Source organism: Shewanella sp. 10N.286.51.B8 (assembly GCF_041469325.1).
Taxonomy (GTDB): domain Bacteria; phylum Pseudomonadota; class Gammaproteobacteria; order Enterobacterales; family Shewanellaceae; genus Shewanella.
The window spans coordinates 14,713-30,926 of sequence record NZ_JBFRKG010000007.1 but is presented as its reverse complement, the minus strand read 5'-3'; the positions used below and the strand labels follow the sequence as shown (position 1 = coordinate 30,926).

Annotated in this window: 13 protein-coding genes and 1 riboswitch; of the genes, 2 read left to right on the top strand and 11 right to left on the bottom strand. The window is 40.6% G+C overall.

All coding sequences use genetic code 11. The annotated features are described in order from the left end of the window. The first annotated feature begins 342 nt into the window (after window positions 1–342). On the top strand, window positions 343–1,275 hold the full coding sequence (locus AB4160_RS02940; protein WP_102440462.1) for a LysR family transcriptional regulator: 933 nt from the start codon (window positions 343–345) through the stop codon (window positions 1,273–1,275). Window positions 1,276–1,364: 89 nt separating this feature from the next. On the opposite strand, the gene AB4160_RS02935 is transcribed toward AB4160_RS02940, so the two are convergent. The 6 genes from AB4160_RS02935 to AB4160_RS02910 all read right to left on the bottom strand — a co-directional run bounded on the left by AB4160_RS02935 (window position 1,365) and on the right by AB4160_RS02910 (window position 8,742). Next, the gene (locus AB4160_RS02935; RefSeq protein ID WP_102476285.1) at window positions 1,365–2,117 is read right to left on the bottom strand and encodes an HDOD domain-containing protein; all 753 of its coding nucleotides are present in this window, start codon (window positions 2,115–2,117) and stop codon (window positions 1,365–1,367) included. Window positions 2,118–2,333: 216 nt separating this feature from the next. After that, on the bottom strand, window positions 2,334–4,319 hold the full coding sequence (locus tag AB4160_RS02930) for a TonB-dependent receptor (protein ID WP_102476284.1): 1,986 nt from the start codon (window positions 4,317–4,319) through the stop codon (window positions 2,334–2,336). Between the two features lie 132 nt (window positions 4,320–4,451). Continuing rightward, window positions 4,452–4,671: riboswitch (cobalamin riboswitch) on the bottom strand. Between the two features lie 214 nt (window positions 4,672–4,885). Continuing rightward, window positions 4,886–5,470, bottom strand: coding sequence for a hypothetical protein (locus AB4160_RS02925; protein ID WP_133126429.1), 585 nt, complete (start codon window positions 5,468–5,470; stop codon window positions 4,886–4,888). 175 nt (window positions 5,471–5,645) lie between these two features. Further along, complete coding sequence (locus AB4160_RS02920; RefSeq protein WP_102440458.1) at window positions 5,646–5,984, bottom strand: DUF3622 domain-containing protein; 339 nt, start codon at window positions 5,982–5,984, stop codon at window positions 5,646–5,648. A 79-nt stretch (window positions 5,985–6,063) separates the two neighbouring features. After that, on the bottom strand, window positions 6,064–8,034 hold the full coding sequence (locus tag AB4160_RS02915; RefSeq protein WP_371999561.1) for a U32 family peptidase: 1,971 nt from the start codon (window positions 8,032–8,034) through the stop codon (window positions 6,064–6,066). A 141-nt stretch (window positions 8,035–8,175) separates the two neighbouring features. Continuing rightward, window positions 8,176–8,742: a phosphoribosyltransferase gene (locus AB4160_RS02910; RefSeq protein WP_076541549.1), complete on the bottom strand. Its 567-nt coding sequence runs from the start codon at window positions 8,740–8,742 to the stop codon at window positions 8,176–8,178. Window positions 8,743–9,251: 509 nt separating this feature from the next. Here AB4160_RS02910 and AB4160_RS02905 point away from each other — a divergent pair. Further along, on the top strand, window positions 9,252–10,007 hold the full coding sequence (locus tag AB4160_RS02905) for a thiol:disulfide interchange protein DsbA/DsbL (protein WP_372003570.1): 756 nt from the start codon (window positions 9,252–9,254) through the stop codon (window positions 10,005–10,007). Window positions 10,008–10,143: 136 nt separating this feature from the next. On the opposite strand, the gene AB4160_RS02900 is transcribed toward AB4160_RS02905, so the two are convergent. The 5 genes from AB4160_RS02900 to AB4160_RS02880 all read right to left on the bottom strand — a co-directional run bounded on the left by AB4160_RS02900 (window position 10,144) and on the right by AB4160_RS02880 (window position 16,070). Beyond that, window positions 10,144–10,674 carry a cytochrome b/b6 domain-containing protein gene (locus AB4160_RS02900; protein ID WP_303445725.1) on the bottom strand — a complete coding sequence of 177 codons (531 nt, stop codon included), beginning with the start codon at window positions 10,672–10,674 and terminating at the stop codon, window positions 10,144–10,146. A gap of 57 nt (window positions 10,675–10,731) precedes the next feature. Next, window positions 10,732–11,253, bottom strand: a complete 522-nt coding sequence (gene hemG, locus AB4160_RS02895; RefSeq protein WP_102476280.1) for a menaquinone-dependent protoporphyrinogen IX dehydrogenase — start codon at window positions 11,251–11,253, stop codon at window positions 10,732–10,734. Window positions 11,254–11,503: 250 nt separating this feature from the next. Continuing rightward, complete coding sequence (locus AB4160_RS02890; RefSeq protein ID WP_372003567.1) at window positions 11,504–13,147, bottom strand: di-heme oxidoredictase family protein; 1,644 nt, start codon at window positions 13,145–13,147, stop codon at window positions 11,504–11,506. Between the two features lie 248 nt (window positions 13,148–13,395). Beyond that, entirely contained in the window at window positions 13,396–14,559 is a 1,164-nt protein-coding gene (locus AB4160_RS02885; protein ID WP_372003566.1) for an imelysin family protein, read from the bottom strand. Between the two features lie 86 nt (window positions 14,560–14,645). Then, the gene (locus AB4160_RS02880; protein WP_372003565.1) at window positions 14,646–16,070 is read right to left on the bottom strand and encodes a hypothetical protein; all 1,425 of its coding nucleotides are present in this window, start codon (window positions 16,068–16,070) and stop codon (window positions 14,646–14,648) included. Window positions 16,071–16,214 lie beyond the last annotated feature (144 nt).

The window sequence follows — 16,214 nt, the reverse complement described above, 5'->3', positions numbered from 1 at the left end:
GACTCCAGTCATTTTAAACTCAATCAACATAGAAATTCAGTAAAGCAATACCAGTCTGAGTATAGATAAGCCTAGCAAAACTGCGTAGTCGCAGATTAAAAACCTCAAAAAGCCCTCTCTCAATGACCTTTAAACTAGTGATCACTTATTAAAGTCACTTTTTATAAAATCAAAAGCTGTAATTTTCACGTCAAAACAATCACAAAAGTTAACAATGAGACTACATTTTCGTAAATAAATTACACAGGCGTCTGGACGTCTAGAAGTTTGTTGTGATAGTCTTGATACAAGCAACCGAATTGATTTCACCCGTAAGTTGAGCAAAATTCATGTGAGGATTATATGATAGAGCTGAGACACCTTCGAACTCTGATGGCACTTAAAGAAAGTGGTAGCCTTGCTGGTGCTGCGAAAAAACGCTTCGTAACTCAATCAGCGCTATCTCATCAAATAAAAGAATTAGAAACACGCATTAATTCGTCTATTTTTATTCGAAAGAGCAAACCATTATCTTTTACTCAAGAAGGCACTCGACTACTTAATTTGGCGGAGGAAATTCTCCCTAAAGTGATGGTGACAGAATCAGATCTGAAAAAAGGCCTTGATGGAGAGGCGCAATCTTTAAAATTGGGGATTGAATGCCATAGCTGCTTTCGCTGGTTAATGCCGGTGACCGAGGCCTTTAAACAAATCGCACCAGATGGCCGTATTGATTTATCTAGCCGTCATTTATTTGATTCATTAAATGCCTTAGCGCTTGGTGAGTTGGATATTGTACTCACTTCAGATCCAGTACCAGGGCATGCACTTGCCTATCAACATTTGTTTGATTTTGAAGTGAAGTTAGTCGTTTCAAATGAGCATCCTCTAGCAAAACAGCCATTCATTAAACCTGAGCAGCTCGCCAAGCAAACACTGATCACTTACCCTGTTCCATTGCAGCGCCTTGATATTTATAAGCACTTTTTAGAACCTGCTGGTGTTGAGGTGGGTGAACAAAAGCAATGTGACTTAACAGCGATGCTGCTTCAACGTATTGCTTGTAATGATGGCGTAGCGGCGCTGCCAAGCTGGTCAATTAATGAAGGCCATGGACTTAACTTAAGTTCTGTAAAACTTGGCAGCGAAGGCTTAAAAAGGCCGTTATTTGCAGCCTACCGCCTTAATACATCCAATACCCATTTAATTCAAAAATGGCTAACCTTAGTGGCTGCTGAAGGGCTAAAGTTACAAAGATTAAGTCAAAAGCACCAATCGCTCTTAGAATGTGCATAAACAAGTTGTGAAAAATCCATAAAAAATGCCACGATTAAGGTGGCATTTTTTATGTCATGGGATTAAATCAACTCGCTATACTAGCTTCATTAATTAGATTCATTAATTGGGTTTATCAATACATTACGTTTGCTCAGCACAGCTCTAAGCACTAAGCCTGCAGAGTTTACATTGCTCGTTTGGTTAATATTATGGGCCACCATAAATTCATTCCGTAACTCATCATCTAACCCAAGAGCCTCAAATGCTTCTATAGATAAACTTTGCTGCTGGGTATCAATGAGCTTTTTTATCACCTGTAATGCTATGGGCTTTTCTGAGGCGGCATTTAAAAATGCAAACGCACTTAAGGTAATCACTTGACCAAATACACTAAATAGCGCCAAGGTTTGCAGTTCATCTGCATCAATATCTATAGCTTGTTTATTGTCTTCAAGCTCACGTAAATAATGCACTGCATCGGTAGCGATATTTTCAGTAAGCGCCCAATAGCCCTTAACTAATTTACAATATGGTTCAGGTAATTCATCTAAGCGTTCTTTTAGATAAAATGAGAAGCTATAGCGGTAAATATTGACTTGGCCTAAACGGATAAGCGCATCTTTTATACTGCGATTTTTTGTCGCGATTACGCCACCAGCTTGAGCGGTATTACTGCGCCAAAGTAAATGAGCGGCAAGCGCGGGATCGCTGGCAATGATATCGATAATAATGCGGATATCTGCTTCATTAATTAAGGCCTTTTTTAAAGGGATCAAAATACCACGGCGCCCAATGACTTGTTCTTCGTTGCCAATAATAGCTTTTACTTGAGTGAGTACCTGCTGCTCAAGGTAGGTCATAAAGCGATGCTTCCCTGTATAATTCTTCGTTCTCGATTAACGAATTTATCCATAGAAACCCTACAAAGGTCAAGTGATTAATGCTGATTAAGACAAAAAGCCGACAAGTGCTTTGTCGGCTTTAGTATCTTCAGTGTAATTAGCTAGATAACAAGTTATTATCGTCTAAAAATCAGACGCTTCGCTTATTATCTGTTAGTTCATTACAAAGGGATTTTAAAAACGATAACCTAAGGTTAAGCGAATTGAGCGACCATTACCCGAGTAATAACCGCTGCCGCCCCATTCCTCAGGAACATAATAGCCAGCACTGACATATTGCTTATCTAACAAGTTGTCAGCACGTAAACTGGCACTCCACTCATTACGGGTATAGTTAATGGCTAAGTTAGCTAATACATAACTGGATAACTTAGGGTCAACATTGGCATTATCACCTTCAATAAAGCGCTCGCCAGTATAAATACCTTCAGCAAAAACCTGCCACTGTTGGGCAATATCATAACTCACATACGCACGGGCATTATGCTCCGCAACCCAAGAAAGCGCCTTGCCTTCGTTCTCGCCTTCGGTAAATTCAGCATCAATGTAATCATATGATGCGCCCAGCAACCAATCTGCAGCGATTTGCACATCATAAGCGGCATTAACGCCAAAACGAGTTGAAGCATCAGCATTAACGTTAGCACCGCCGCCCTGTGGACCATCAGTGCGCCCTGCGTCATATACAATTTCATCTTCCAAATCTAAACGGTAAAGGTTTAATTTGAAGGTTTGTGTTGTAGTGGTCCAGTCCCAACCTGCTTCATATGAGCGGCCGGTTTGTGGATCAAGACCAAGGGTGGTAATTGGGGTATAGGCTTGCTCATCCACTTTGGCAAAACGGAAATTATCATTGGCGCGAATATAAAAACGATGCGCAAGGCTTGGACGATAATTTAACCCTAACTCAAATGCATGGGCATCATTATCAAGCTCAACACCATTTGCGTATGATAATTGATCTGTTAAGTCATCTGTCACTTCACTGTAACGCCCACCAACTACATAGGATAATGACTGCGTTAATGGCACTGAGGCTTGCACATAAGCACTGGTCACTTTCTGTTCATTATTACGTTGAATGTAAGCAGTATCAAAATCGGCCTCACCGATACTTAAATCAACCCCAGCAATAATGTCTAAATCACCATTATCTAGCTGATAATTTGCTGTGGCTTTGGGTGAAAAGCTTAATAAACTTCGCTCGATACGCCCAGCACTGCCCCAAATAAAGTTAGTGGTTAGAGTATCAGAGTAAGTTAAATCAGTGGCCAAAGCCCATTCTTTAGTTAATTGGTACTCATAGCCACTGCGCAGCGCTGTGGTCATTTCATGAACATAATCATCATCGGTAAAAGGTGCGGCCTGAGTTGGATCTTGCAGATACTGCTCCAGTGTTAGCGCACCAGGGGCCTGGCGATCATTATCGAAGTAGCTGGCTTCAACAAAGAAATTTTGTAAATCAGTTTGATATTGCAAACGGCCTAGAATTGAGCCGGTTTCACTGTCGTTATTATCGCGATAGTTATCACTTTGATTGTAACTGCCGGCCAAGTAATAATGCCAAGCGTCATTAATTTTGCCTGAAATATCCCCTTTAGCTTCATAAGTATCAAAGCTGCCAGCACTTAATTGCAGTCCGCCGCCGTCTTTATTAGGCGCTTTAGTGATGATGTTAATCACCCCGCCAACAGCTTGATCGCCATAAAGTACCCCAGCACTACCTGATAATATTTCCACCCGCTCAACTTGATTTAACGGCACTGCATTAATGCTAGGAGCCGCAATATCAATATTGTTTAAGCGGCGACCATCAATCAAAATTAAGGTATTGCTGGCGGCTTGAGACGCTGAAAAACCGCGCATGGCAAAAGTCGTACCTGAGTTGTTATCAGACACTTGAATACCCGCTTGAGAACGTAATAACTCCGTTAAGCTCACCGCACCACTAAGCTGAATATCAGCTTGGTCGATCACATTTACATTCGCTGCAATATTAAGAGGATTTGCATCTTGACGACCAATAACCACAATTTTTTCAACCTCTGCATTGGCAGAATTGTCTGTTGTGGTGTCAGCGTAAACAACTGAGGTTGTTGAAGCAGCTAGACCAAATACTAGGCTTAATGCTGATGCGATTTTTGTTAGATTTGTACCCATTTACCTTTAACTCCTGAAAGGAAAAATGGGGCATATTTGCCGCAGCGCATCGTACTCGTAAATTTATCTGTTAGCGATAAGCCATGATTATTTACAAGCAACGAGCTACATTTCGAGATCTGCCCACCGAAATCTCAAAATCATCTATAGGGCCGGTCTCCGGACTTAGGTTAAAGTAGCAAAGCTACTGACGAACATGAATTTTTAACGTTAAATAGCAGCTAAAATTTCACAGCTACAAGCTTTATCGCACTCAGTCCTCACCATTACCGTTGCGGGGGCAGTACTAGATTTTCACTAGTTTCCCGATTATCCCGTGTCATACACAGGCACCACTATAAATTGACGATAAATTATATAAATTTTTGATTGCTACGACTTAAAGCAGCCATATAACAAGCTGATATAGTATAACGTGCTTATGGGGATTTTTGATATAACGAAAATGAATCAATCATATTATTCAACTTATTGAAAAATAGTCTGAATAATATGATTACTCATTAATAGCTCGCTTACTGATAAGCGGATTGTTGATAAACCAATTATTGATAAAAAGAAAATTTCTAGAATCGTAACTGCTTAAAATTCGACATAAATTGACGATGATTGGTCGATTTTAATGGCGCTGAGTTTTTATTAAAAACATCGCCGCGCATAGACTTATGCATAAAGTACAAGTCTTCAACGCCTTTAATTACGGCGTAATAACCTATTTCACCTTGCTGTTTAACTGAGCCACCTTGCTGTAAAAAGTTAGCCATAACGGTACAGCCGATAATGCCGTGATACGCTTCTTGACCACCCATCTGGGTTTTTCCAAGTTGCTCATAAACCACCTCACCTTGGCAGCTGTCTTGGTAGGTGCTAGCAAAATTATTTAAAAATCGCTCAGGCTCGATATTTTCTGCCAAGCCCTCAAAGCCTTGAATACAGAATAAATCAGACCAATTATTTAAACTTTCCCCAGCAGGAACAAACTCAGCTTTATACATATTCCCTTTGCTAGAATTAAATGCCATATTCCAGCCAATAGGCAGCTCAAAAGACACACTTTTGGAAAATATTGATAACTCTCTTTTTGCAGCGTTAGTTGCATCTGCTGATTGATTGGTGGTGCTATTGAGGTAAGACTGTGACTCTTTGGCCATTACTTTATTTCCAGGGCCTAATAACAACAGCCCTGAAAATATTATTGTCGTAAAGCAAGCTTTCATACCTAATTCGTCCTTGGTATTGGTGCTGAAAGGTGAAGTTTGGTTTATTCAAAAATAAATACGGCAAACCTTGTCACCAAGTTGTTGCATTACTGTAATGTTTTAACGCTTAATCTTCAACAACATCTGCGCTATCGGCAGCATCTATTTGCTTAGCATCATCTGATAATGCATCTGCTTCATCGGTTAATGCTTCTGCAGCAATTGCATCTGCAATTGATTTAGCCTTAAGTTGTTTTTCTGTTTTACGTTTATTGCGTTCAGCTTGCGTGGTTAAAAAAGCGGGAAGCTCTTGCTTACCCCAAGCTTCAGCCTCGGCTTCTGATGCAAATCCGTCATGACTTTTAGACACAATAGTCTTAGTTGCAGTCATACGACGAGTGATTTCAGTTTTCCAAGTTGTACCAACTTGTTTTACTCTAAAATCATATTTTTTTGCTTTAGTCATTTTGGGCTTTTTCCTACAAATTTATCGCCACGCATCGCGCGTGATAATGGTTATTGAGTAATAAGATGACATCACCTGATTACTTTACTAATTGATTTGATCCAACGATCATCATTTCACATTTTAGGCAATCGAAAACCAGCTTTAAGCGGTCTTTGCCAATATCGAGCACCATTGGGTCAGCTTTAATGCCTTCAACTTCTTTAGGGCATAAATTAAAGCTGTAACGTAAGCAATGCTTAGTCACCATTAATGGTGCATCGGTTAATAGTTTGTTTTTCTCGTAAGTGTCTTCAATTTGAACCACACCGTGTTGCTCATAAAATTCACGAGACTTATCGTTTGCAACATTAGATAAAAAACTTAAATACTTTTGCGGGAAACGCGCTGACTTATCATGCTCAGCTCGCTGTGGTCGCTGGTAGCCTTTTACTCTGGCGTCATCAAAGGCTGCAATGGCATCTCGCCTTAAACCATTAATCACTGACGCTGGTAAAAACCAACGATTAGCACATTCAATCGTTAACTGCTGTAACTGATAGTCACTGTTACCCAGTTTGCCGAGCTGCGTTCGCAGGCTTGCATCTGCTTTAGCGTAATCTTTCGCCGGCTCTTTTGCCCACTCAAGCTCTACTGTAACGCTATGGGCATGCTTGTCACTGATGGTCAGTGAAATGCCTTGCGGCGTATCAGCCAATACCATATCAACCGCAATGTTACGGCTAGCAGAGTCTTTTGATAGCAAAGCATCAAATTGATGATCGAAGTTTCTAAATAACTCCACACCGACTTTTAAGTCTTTCGACACATCGGTCAGATATAAAGTATTACCATCAGCGCGGTTAACCCTTAAGCCTTTGGTTTTGTTATCAGATAAACGCTGCTTTTGATAACCATCAATAAAGAAGCACAAGCCATCACCGTTATTAAACTCAACGGCTTTACCCGCTTTACTGCTATCGACTTTAATAAAATCGCGGCCAACACTGGTGATAACCCCCACTTTTTCACCAATGTACTTTGGCGAGCTAAAATGCTCAATTTGCTCAGTACGTTGATTAATAAAGTAATCTGTCTTACCGCGGTTAAAGCTTTTTTCAGGATCTGGCGTAAAAGTAAATTCGCTTCGACCATGAGACATTGACTCAAGATCGCTGCGGCGATCAATAATCGCATCTAACTGCTGGCGATAATGGGCGGTGACGTTTTTAAGATAACTAATATCTTTTAAACGGCCTTCCACTTTAAATGATGTTACGCCTGCATCAATTAATGCTTCTAAATTCTCAGTTTGGTTGTTGTCTTTTAATGACAACAAATGCTGATTTTCAGCTAACACTTCACCATCACGGGTGGATAAATCGCAAGGCAAACGGCACATTTGTGAACATTCACCACGGTTAGCACTGCGATTAGAAAACGCATGACTGATATTACATAAGCCGCTATAACTGACGCACAATGCGCCATGAACAAAGTACTCAAGCTTAAGTTGCGTACTGGCTGCAATTTCTTTAATTTGCGGTAAATTCAGCTCACGGGCTAATACCACCTGTGAAAAACCGACCTGTTCTAAAAACACTGCTTTTTCTGGGGTGCGATTATCCATTTGGGTACTCGCGTGCAGTGCAATTGGCGGTAAATCTAACTGCAACAAGCCCATATCTTGGATGATTAATGCATCCACACCTGCTTCGTATAATTCCCAAATAAGTGCCTGCGCTTTGGCAATTTCGTCATCCATTAAAATGGTATTTAACGCTACAAACACTTGAGCATGATAACGATGAGCAAACTCTGCCAGTCTGGCAATGTCTTCCACACTATTACCGGCATTATGGCGTGCACCAAATGCAGGTCCGCCAATATATACAGCATCAGCACCATGACGAATAGCTTCAATGCCGTAATCAGCATTTTTAGCGGGTGCCAGTAGTTCAAGCTGCTTTTTCTCTTGCGACTTGCTCGCTAGAGATTGAGAACCTAGAGATTGAGTATCTATAGGCTTATCAGTGGTTTGTTGTGGGGAAAATATCTCAACAGAGCTCATAATGGGCAGTATCTTTTCAGGGTAATAATAAAAAATGCATCAAGAAGGTGAATTAAACACGGACAATAACCACGTGTCAGGCACTCTCTTGACGCACTGTTGAGCTGCTAGTTTAGCAAAAAATAACCAATATCGATGCTTTTACTTAAACAAATGCTGAATATTCTTAAAATCTGTTTTACCTTCAGCGATTTCTTGCGGGTTTAAACCTGACACTTCATGAGGAAAAACAAGCCATTCTTCAGACTCATGGATAAAATAATCCGGCTTTAAATCAACTGCGGTATTTTTTGGTTTGTAATAAGGACAAGCCACTCGAATATCTGTCGGGATATTTTTGCGCATAAATTTTTGCAATTTATCAATTAATGCATCAACACTGCGGCCAGAATCAAATACATCATCCACAATTAATAGCCCATCGTCAGCATTTGCATTTTCAATGATGTAATGTAGGCCATGAACTTTGATTTTCTTGCTTTGCTTATCAGTGCCAATACCGTAATAAGATGACGTTCTTACTGCGATATGATCGGTTTCAACATTCTTAAAATCATAAAATTCTTGCACTGCAATACCGATTGGAGCACCGCCACGCCAAATCCCCACAATAAATTGCGGTCTAAAGCCACTATCGTACACTTGTGCTGCTAATTTGAATGAGTCTTCAAGCAACTGCTGTGCGCTAATATAATGTTTCTCTGTCATTGGATAAGGCCCCTATTATTTTATTGCGGCGGATTTTATACCAATTATAGGTAACTTGTCTGTGAGGAAGAGAAATATTTATCAAATAAGCCTCAAACCGCACAATGACGACTTGGTATAAAATCACCAAAATATAATAAGTCTCAACTGCCACTCATCAAAGTGCCAGTGTAAATAGTCACAATTAAGCGGGCTATAGTGACAAAAGTGACAAAAGTGGCAAAGAGACAATAGTGACGACAGTGAGCGATTTCGGCAAGTTTGTGAAGCTTGGCAAATTCTGCGTACTGAGTCGTTATAAAAGCTAGTTTAAATTGCAGTGCTTTTTACTAAAAAGCACTAGGCCATCACAGTTTTAACACTGACACTGCTAACGGATTCAGTCATAATCGCAGCTAACTTTATGGCAATTAAGCAAGTGCTTAAGTTGCTTGAGTTATTTAAGTTGCGTAAGCTTAATTATCTCTCGCGATATATCGCCAACATCACCCCACTTTGTCGAGGCATACATGGTAAAGATTAAACATATTGCATTCACGCTGGCTGTTGCTGCATTCACATTAACCCTAACGGGCTGTGGCAAACCTGCTGATACAACGGTTACAACTACAGAAAAAACTGCTGTTAAAACGGCTGTAGAAACTGTTGAAAAAACTGCTGTAACTCCATCTAGGTTTGTTGAAGGTCAACATTACACTCAAGTTTCTGATGCACCAGCATCAAGTGAACCTAAGATTTCTGAATTTTTCTCTTTTTACTGCCATAACTGTTACAACATGGAAACCCAGTACCTGCCAGAAATTAAAGGTAACTTGAATAAAGAGATTAACTTTGAAACAAAGCACGTTGACTTTATGAACAGTGATATTGGTACTGAAGTCATGCGCGCCTTAGCCGTTATTCATGAAGTGGGTAATGCGGATGTATTAAATAAAGCCATGTTCCAAGCGATTCAAGGCGAAGGTGGACACCACGACCACAGTGCTCCAGGTCATAGCCATGACGAGCCTGAAATCAACAATCGTGACGATATCAAACAAGTGTTTGCAGCTCACGGTATCGATAGCGCCGCTTATGACAAGATTGCTGACAGCGAAGCTACAGATAAGAAATTGTCTCAATGGCGCCAACAGCAAATCATGTACCGCGTTCAAAGCGTACCGACTTTCATCGTTAACGATAAGTATGCTATCAACATGAATGAAATGCGTACTCTTGGCGATCTAATTGACGTGATGAATTACTTAGCATTAGAAAAGAAATAAGCTACAAAGAATCATTGTCTAAGTACAATCTTTAGCGTATTAAAAAGCCCAATCATGATAATCATGCTTGGGCTTTTTTAGGTTTGTTATAACGTAAAATTGTCACTAGCCAATGGTATATAGATTGAATTAATGACTAAGAATTTCTCACCATATCAATAATATGAAACATGGCAAACACGATATGTACCATCAAGAAACCCACAAAGCCTTGGGCAAAAAGAATGTGGTATTTACGCCACATTAATGCATCACTGCTACCTTGAGTGGCAAACCATGCGATGCCGGTAATACTCACTAGCGCCATTAAAATCAGCCCTATTCCTTCAACAATACTGAAGATACCTTTGCCTCCAGAGCTCGGTAAAGTGCCCTTTTTTAACTGTTTAACTTCATCTACACATTGGGAAAAGTCTAATCTTAACCACGGAAAGAACTGACGCCAGTGGCCATTTAACAGATTCTTCAGCATAAATAACAAACCAAATATAGCTGCCACTAAGCCTAGATACACATGCAAACTGTCCCAAATACTGGCATTGGCTCTTAATTGCCGACCGATTAGGATCCATGGGCTAGTTACCACCAAAAATACGCTTAGGGTTATCACAATGACATGCAGTTTTTCGGCAATAGCACTAACCAAAGCAGATGACTTTTGACTCATGAATTTACCTTCCTTTTGCAATGATAAGCACTTAACTTATTCTCAGTCTTAAGCTCGTTAAGCGCTATGAATTTGGTCTACATAGGCATCTACTTTTTCCCAGTCGGTGTACTCAACTTGGGTATTAGGATCCGTAGGCCCTTTGGTCATCCACATGATAAAGCGAATAATATTACGATCCATTGGGCCATAACCTTGATAATCTAAATTACCACCAAACACTTCCAGTACTTTAGGTTGCCAGTCACTTTGCTTTAAAAAAGCTTGCATATACATATTGGTGTCTGGGGTGTTTTTACCCGGTTTCCTAGCAACTAAACTCACAGAGAAAAAACCATTGGGTTTACTATCAAGGACTGCTTTATTGTCGGCAGCAAATTGATAGAGTGCTGGGCGGTGCTTACCATGGCGGATACTGGCACCAATAAATACTTTATCAAATGCACTGATATCAGGCTTATCTTGCAGCGCTGCTAAGGTGACTGTGTTGCCTTTAGCGATGAGCTTTTGCTGCATGTAATCGCAAATCTTACGGGTTTGACCGTGAACCGTTGAATAAATAATTAAAATGCTACTCACGTTAACCTCAATTTTAAAAAGTGTTATCTGTCATTAACTTCATCTTAATTGAAATGCCGCAACAATTACATGGATCAGATCACGACAAATCAGTCGCAACGCCTATTAATAATCAGGACTTTTGACTAGCTCACAAAAAAGTGGATAAACCTTACGGTTCATCCACTTAGCAATTATCATTATGTCACATCAATAATTGAACTTACGCCCACTGAATAATGTTGTCAGCGAATCAATACTAGCAAGAGATTTATAAAGACATCAAAAATGCCACCAGCTGATCTCGTTCAGCTTGTGATAATGCCATAAACTCATCTTTGCTATTTTTAGCTTCGCCGCCATGCCATAAAATAGCCTCTTCTACGGTTGCTGCGCGGCCATCATGTAAAAAACCAGCCTGTGGGTTTACTGTGTGTGTTAAACCAAGCCCCCATAATGGACGGGTTTTCCACTCATTACCGTTAGCAAGAAAGTCAGGGCGACCATCAGCAAGTTCTTCACCCATGTCATGCAGTAACATATCTGTAAACGGATAAATTACTTGTCCTTTTAGCGAGTCAGGCATAGGTAAGCCACCGATATCGCCTGCAGTTTGGGTGGTAAAGCTAGCCATATGACAACCAGTACAGTTAACCTGTTCAAATAGTCTTGCCCCCTCGCGAACGTTATCATCAGTGACATTACGTCTCGCGGGTACCGCTAATGTTTCGGCGTAAAAAACCACAGCATCACTAAATGCGGCATCAGCTTCTGGGGCACCATTCTCATCGCTGCCAATATCAACAAAACCTGTACGAGTTAAGTAAGAGTCATGCAAACTTGTTCCAACAATACTTTCATTAGGGAACAGCGGATTAGTAATACCAATATCACCACGTAAAGCGCCTAATGACTGCACTCTGACACTTGGCGTATTCGCTTTCCAACCAAAACGTCCCATTGACACAGGCTTTTCAGCGCCATTCTGCGCTTTTATCGCATCAAATACCCAGTTTGGACGCCCTGAAATACCATCATTATTGGCATCGTCAGCATCTGCGTTAGCTAGAATGTCAGCTTCAGGAATTGCTTCTAATAAGCCTAAGCCAAACACCGGCATGCCATTACGCCAGCCCATAAGCACATCATCTTGCAGTAGATTTGATGTCACATTGGCACTGTGCTTAGTTTCACTTGGTGCATCATAAGGATTTTCGACTTCAAAAATGGGTTTCTTTAAGACAACTTCACGACCATCAGCATAAGTAACCGTGGTTTTCTCGTATGACAAATACACATCAGCTTGACCACCAAAGGCATTATCTTCCCAATCAGCACGGGCTTTTAGCACGCCGCGATGAAATAATTGTCCACCAAAATCAGGCACTGCTATTGGCGCGCAGTAATCATTTTCAGCTGTCGGGGTTACACACTCTTCAGCGGGCGCTTTACTAATTCGTAAGAAAATACCTGCATCAGAACCCAGTTTAACCCGCGTTTCATCCGCCGCTAAATATGGCGTTGAATTACGACCATCTCGTTGATGACAAGAATTACAATCAGCATTATTGAATACTGGACCTAGGCCATCTAGCTCTGGGTGTGCAGTGTTAGGTGCGGTTGTAAATGACATTTCAAAATTGGCATCACCTTCAAGGTGAAGTTCAAGGTTTTCAGCTGATAAATTGGGCGCTGGGGTTGAAAACCCATGACCAGAATTACCGGCATCAAATGTGGTGGTATCACCGCCTGAAGCACTAATATCGGTAAAGTTTGGGTAAATAACTGTTGGTGGTGTATCAATTGGAGGCGTTGTACTGGGCTCTTCATCGCCGCTACCACCACAGGCCGACAATAAAATGGTGCTCGCTAGCGATAGAGATAATATGGATAATTTGGGGTTCTTATTCATCATTTTCACACTCTGAAGTCATTATCTAATACGCAGATAATTTAAGATTTGAACGAAGACAGACATGCCATACTCTATTGGTCAGCTTTTATCTGTGTTTTTATATCGATGCTTTTAAATCTGAGCTTTATAAAACTGAGCTTTTATAACTGAAGTTATAATTAAAGTAAGGCTGTGCACTTAAAGAATGGCTCTACCTATGACAAGGTAGAGCAGTTTCAATTAGTCACAGCACTTAACAATGCTTTAAATTATTGCGCATTCCAGTCTGATAATAATGGGATTACGTCAGACTCTAACGAGGTTTGCAGCTTAGTTAATGCAGTGACAGCAGTCGCAACACGTTCACGGCCAGATTCATCTAAAATGGCTTGGCGAAATGGCATATCGTCACTACCGGCAATGGCTTGAATTTTCAAAATAGCATCATCAATTTCACTTGATATACGAATTGAAAGTGCACTGTCTGCTGCGGCGACAAAGTCAATAATGCCTTGCTTATCTGCACTACCGGTGAACTCACCATGGTAAACATTACGAACACCTTGGATGTTGTCAGCAAAATCGGTCAATGAATTCCAAGAGTATTGCGACTCAACTTTTGAGGTGTCAGCTGTGGCTAATGAGTCACCAAATGGATCAGCAATTTTGCCATTACCCACTTCATCAACAATACCAATCATGCCGTTAATTAATTCTTCAATAACCGCAAGTTCTGATGAATAAACGGTATTATTAGCAGAGCCAGGCGTTTTTAATAAATCTGCATAAGGCAGTGCATTGGTATCTTGTGGGTTATGAGAAACCTGCCATGCATCATCTAACTGCGCTGTGTAGTCGCGAAATACTTCAGCCAATGCAATGACATATTCACGTTCAGCCGTCGTTAATTCTGCAATTAATTTCGTATTGTCATCTACGCCATCACCAAATAATAAATATTCCATGGTATGAAAACCTTGAACATCATCGTTCCAGCTTTTAATAGTCTCAGCATCAAAACCACTATTGTTAGCTAATTGGGTTTGTAAGTCAGTGGTGTTTAACGGCCAGCTATCTAAATGTGGATCAATACTTAATGAATCTACAGGACCAAAGATATGTGACTCACCTTGTTCCCATGGTTTACGAGCGGCTTTCCATGCATCTTGCGCTGCTGTTAAGTCAGCTTGAGATGTAGAATTTAACAATACTTGCGTCGCAGATAACAAGGCAACGCCTTGTGCAGCTAGATTGGCATAACCAGCAACAATGACATCATCAGTTAAATTGGTGACCAACTCTGTTGCTGAAAAAGTAAACCCTGTTTCTGGTAGTAGTGGTGCTATAACTTCTTCAATCTCTGAGCCTGAACCACCACATGCTGACAGGGTTCCTACTAGTGCGAATGCAATTGCTGTGTACTTAAAATTCATGTAATACTCCATTTTAATCGATAATATTTTTTACTGAAGATGGTCAGTATTTTTCTTAAAATTAAACTAGCTAAAATCTGCTGCTGTTAAAGCGAGAACTGATAACCCACACCGAGGGCAAAAAAGTTAGTATCTGGAATACTGGCTACAGCCACTTGCTGCAGGCCACCTTCAGCTTTAATCACAATCTCTGGAATAGGGAAATAGTTAACCCCAATACTGCTCCAGGTATTTTCATAACGCTGGGTAGCAGTACCGCTTTCTACTTCCATTAATGGGTTTGAGTAATCAATATTGGCAAAAACAGTTAAGGGAACATCGATGTATTCATCTAACTTAAAGCCAGCTTCAACAAAAAATGATTGCGACTTAGAGCCTAACTGGGCGAAGTTACCTGGCTGTAAACCTGGGGTGGTTTTGTTTGCAAGAGTAATGGCATCGGCATCACTTAACGTGCCATACATATATTGACCACGAAGCACCCAAGGGCCTTCAACAAAAGCCGCTGCAGCTGTCACAATGCTCAATGTGCCATCAACATTTAATTTATTACTTTTGTTACGGTTACCGCTGGTATTGCCATAATAATAAGACACACCAATTGCACTGCCGGTTTTAAAGTTGCCATAGTCGATACGGCCAGCAAAGGCTAAATCATCAGCGTTAACATGCTCAAAACGTTTCTGATGCCCTGAAGCAACCCAATCATATGTTCTGAAATACTCAGAATTAAGGCCGCTGACAACTTGTGCTTGATAATGAAAATCTGCAAGTTCACCGTAAACACCAATACCGTTTTCATTCCACACAGCTGGTATCATCGCAGCTTCACTTTTGTGGCGCAGCACAGTGAGATATTGATTCGGTTTATGTAAAGTGCTTGAAAGACCAATAGGCAAATGAATGTTACCGAATTTAACCCCGAACGCATCACTAGGTCGGTAACGTATTTCAGCCTTCTCAACGACGACTTCACCACCCGCTTCTGTTTCAGTTTCAAACTCGCCAAACTCATCAAAACCATCATATTCTAGTGCAGCACCAGTACCGCCGTGCTCGTATTCTATTTCAACCTCCATGCTCCATTCGTCAGTGAACTGGTAGCCAAACTCGGTAACAATACGTTCAAGGTCAAAACGATTTCGTCTTTCAGGTGAGGTATCTTGCACATTTTCAAAATACTCATCGCTAGTGAAGTTAGCTGAGCCGTAGGATTTGAATGAGAATTTACTGTAACGTTCTGCTGCAGTTGAAACAGTGTTACTGACATCTTTTACAGCGTTACCTTGTTGCTCTTGAGTCACCTCAATCTGTTTTTGAGATGCTAACTGCTGTGACTGTTGCTGTGCAAGCTGCTGTAATTCAAGTTTTAATGTTGCGATTTCAGCTTCTTGTTTCGCAATTGCTTTTGCCAAATCATCAGCTGAAGTTGCAGCACTGACATTGGCTGTAGCCCCAAAACCAATCACACTTGCTATCGATACTGCCAACAGTGTTAACTTTTTGCTCATCTCATTCTCCACAATAATTGCGTGCCTTTTGTTAATACATCGACACAGTATATTAAATAAGAATCATTTACATTAGAATTTACATTTATTTTCGCAACTTCGTTTACATCAAATTTACACTTAGCGATCAAAGGCTATCTATGT

Bases quoted from the DNA above. Each gene is read 5' to 3' on its own strand.
- AB4160_RS02940 (WP_102440462.1), top strand. From the start codon at position 343: ATGATAGAGCTGAGACACCTTCGAACTCTGATGGCACTTAAAGAAAGT.
- AB4160_RS02935 (WP_102476285.1), bottom strand. From the start codon at position 2,117: ATGACCTACCTTGAGCAGCAGGTACTCACTCAAGTAAAAGCTATTATT.
- AB4160_RS02930 (WP_102476284.1), bottom strand. From the start codon at position 4,319: ATGGGTACAAATCTAACAAAAATCGCATCAGCATTAAGCCTAGTATTT.
- AB4160_RS02925 (WP_133126429.1), bottom strand. From the start codon at position 5,470: ATGGCCAAAGAGTCACAGTCTTACCTCAATAGCACCACCAATCAATCA.
- AB4160_RS02920 (WP_102440458.1), bottom strand. From the start codon at position 5,984: ATGACTAAAGCAAAAAAATATGATTTTAGAGTAAAACAAGTTGGTACA.
- AB4160_RS02915 (WP_371999561.1), bottom strand. From the start codon at position 8,034: ATGAGCTCTGTTGAGATATTTTCCCCACAACAAACCACTGATAAGCCT.
- AB4160_RS02910 (WP_076541549.1), bottom strand. From the start codon at position 8,742: ATGACAGAGAAACATTATATTAGCGCACAGCAGTTGCTTGAAGACTCA.
- AB4160_RS02905 (WP_372003570.1), top strand. From the start codon at position 9,252: ATGGTAAAGATTAAACATATTGCATTCACGCTGGCTGTTGCTGCATTC.
- AB4160_RS02900 (WP_303445725.1), bottom strand. From the start codon at position 10,674: ATGAGTCAAAAGTCATCTGCTTTGGTTAGTGCTATTGCCGAAAAACTG.
- AB4160_RS02890 (WP_372003567.1), bottom strand. From the start codon at position 13,147: ATGATGAATAAGAACCCCAAATTATCCATATTATCTCTATCGCTAGCG.
- AB4160_RS02885 (WP_372003566.1), bottom strand. From the start codon at position 14,559: ATGAATTTTAAGTACACAGCAATTGCATTCGCACTAGTAGGAACCCTG.
- AB4160_RS02880 (WP_372003565.1), bottom strand. From the start codon at position 16,070: ATGAGCAAAAAGTTAACACTGTTGGCAGTATCGATAGCAAGTGTGATT.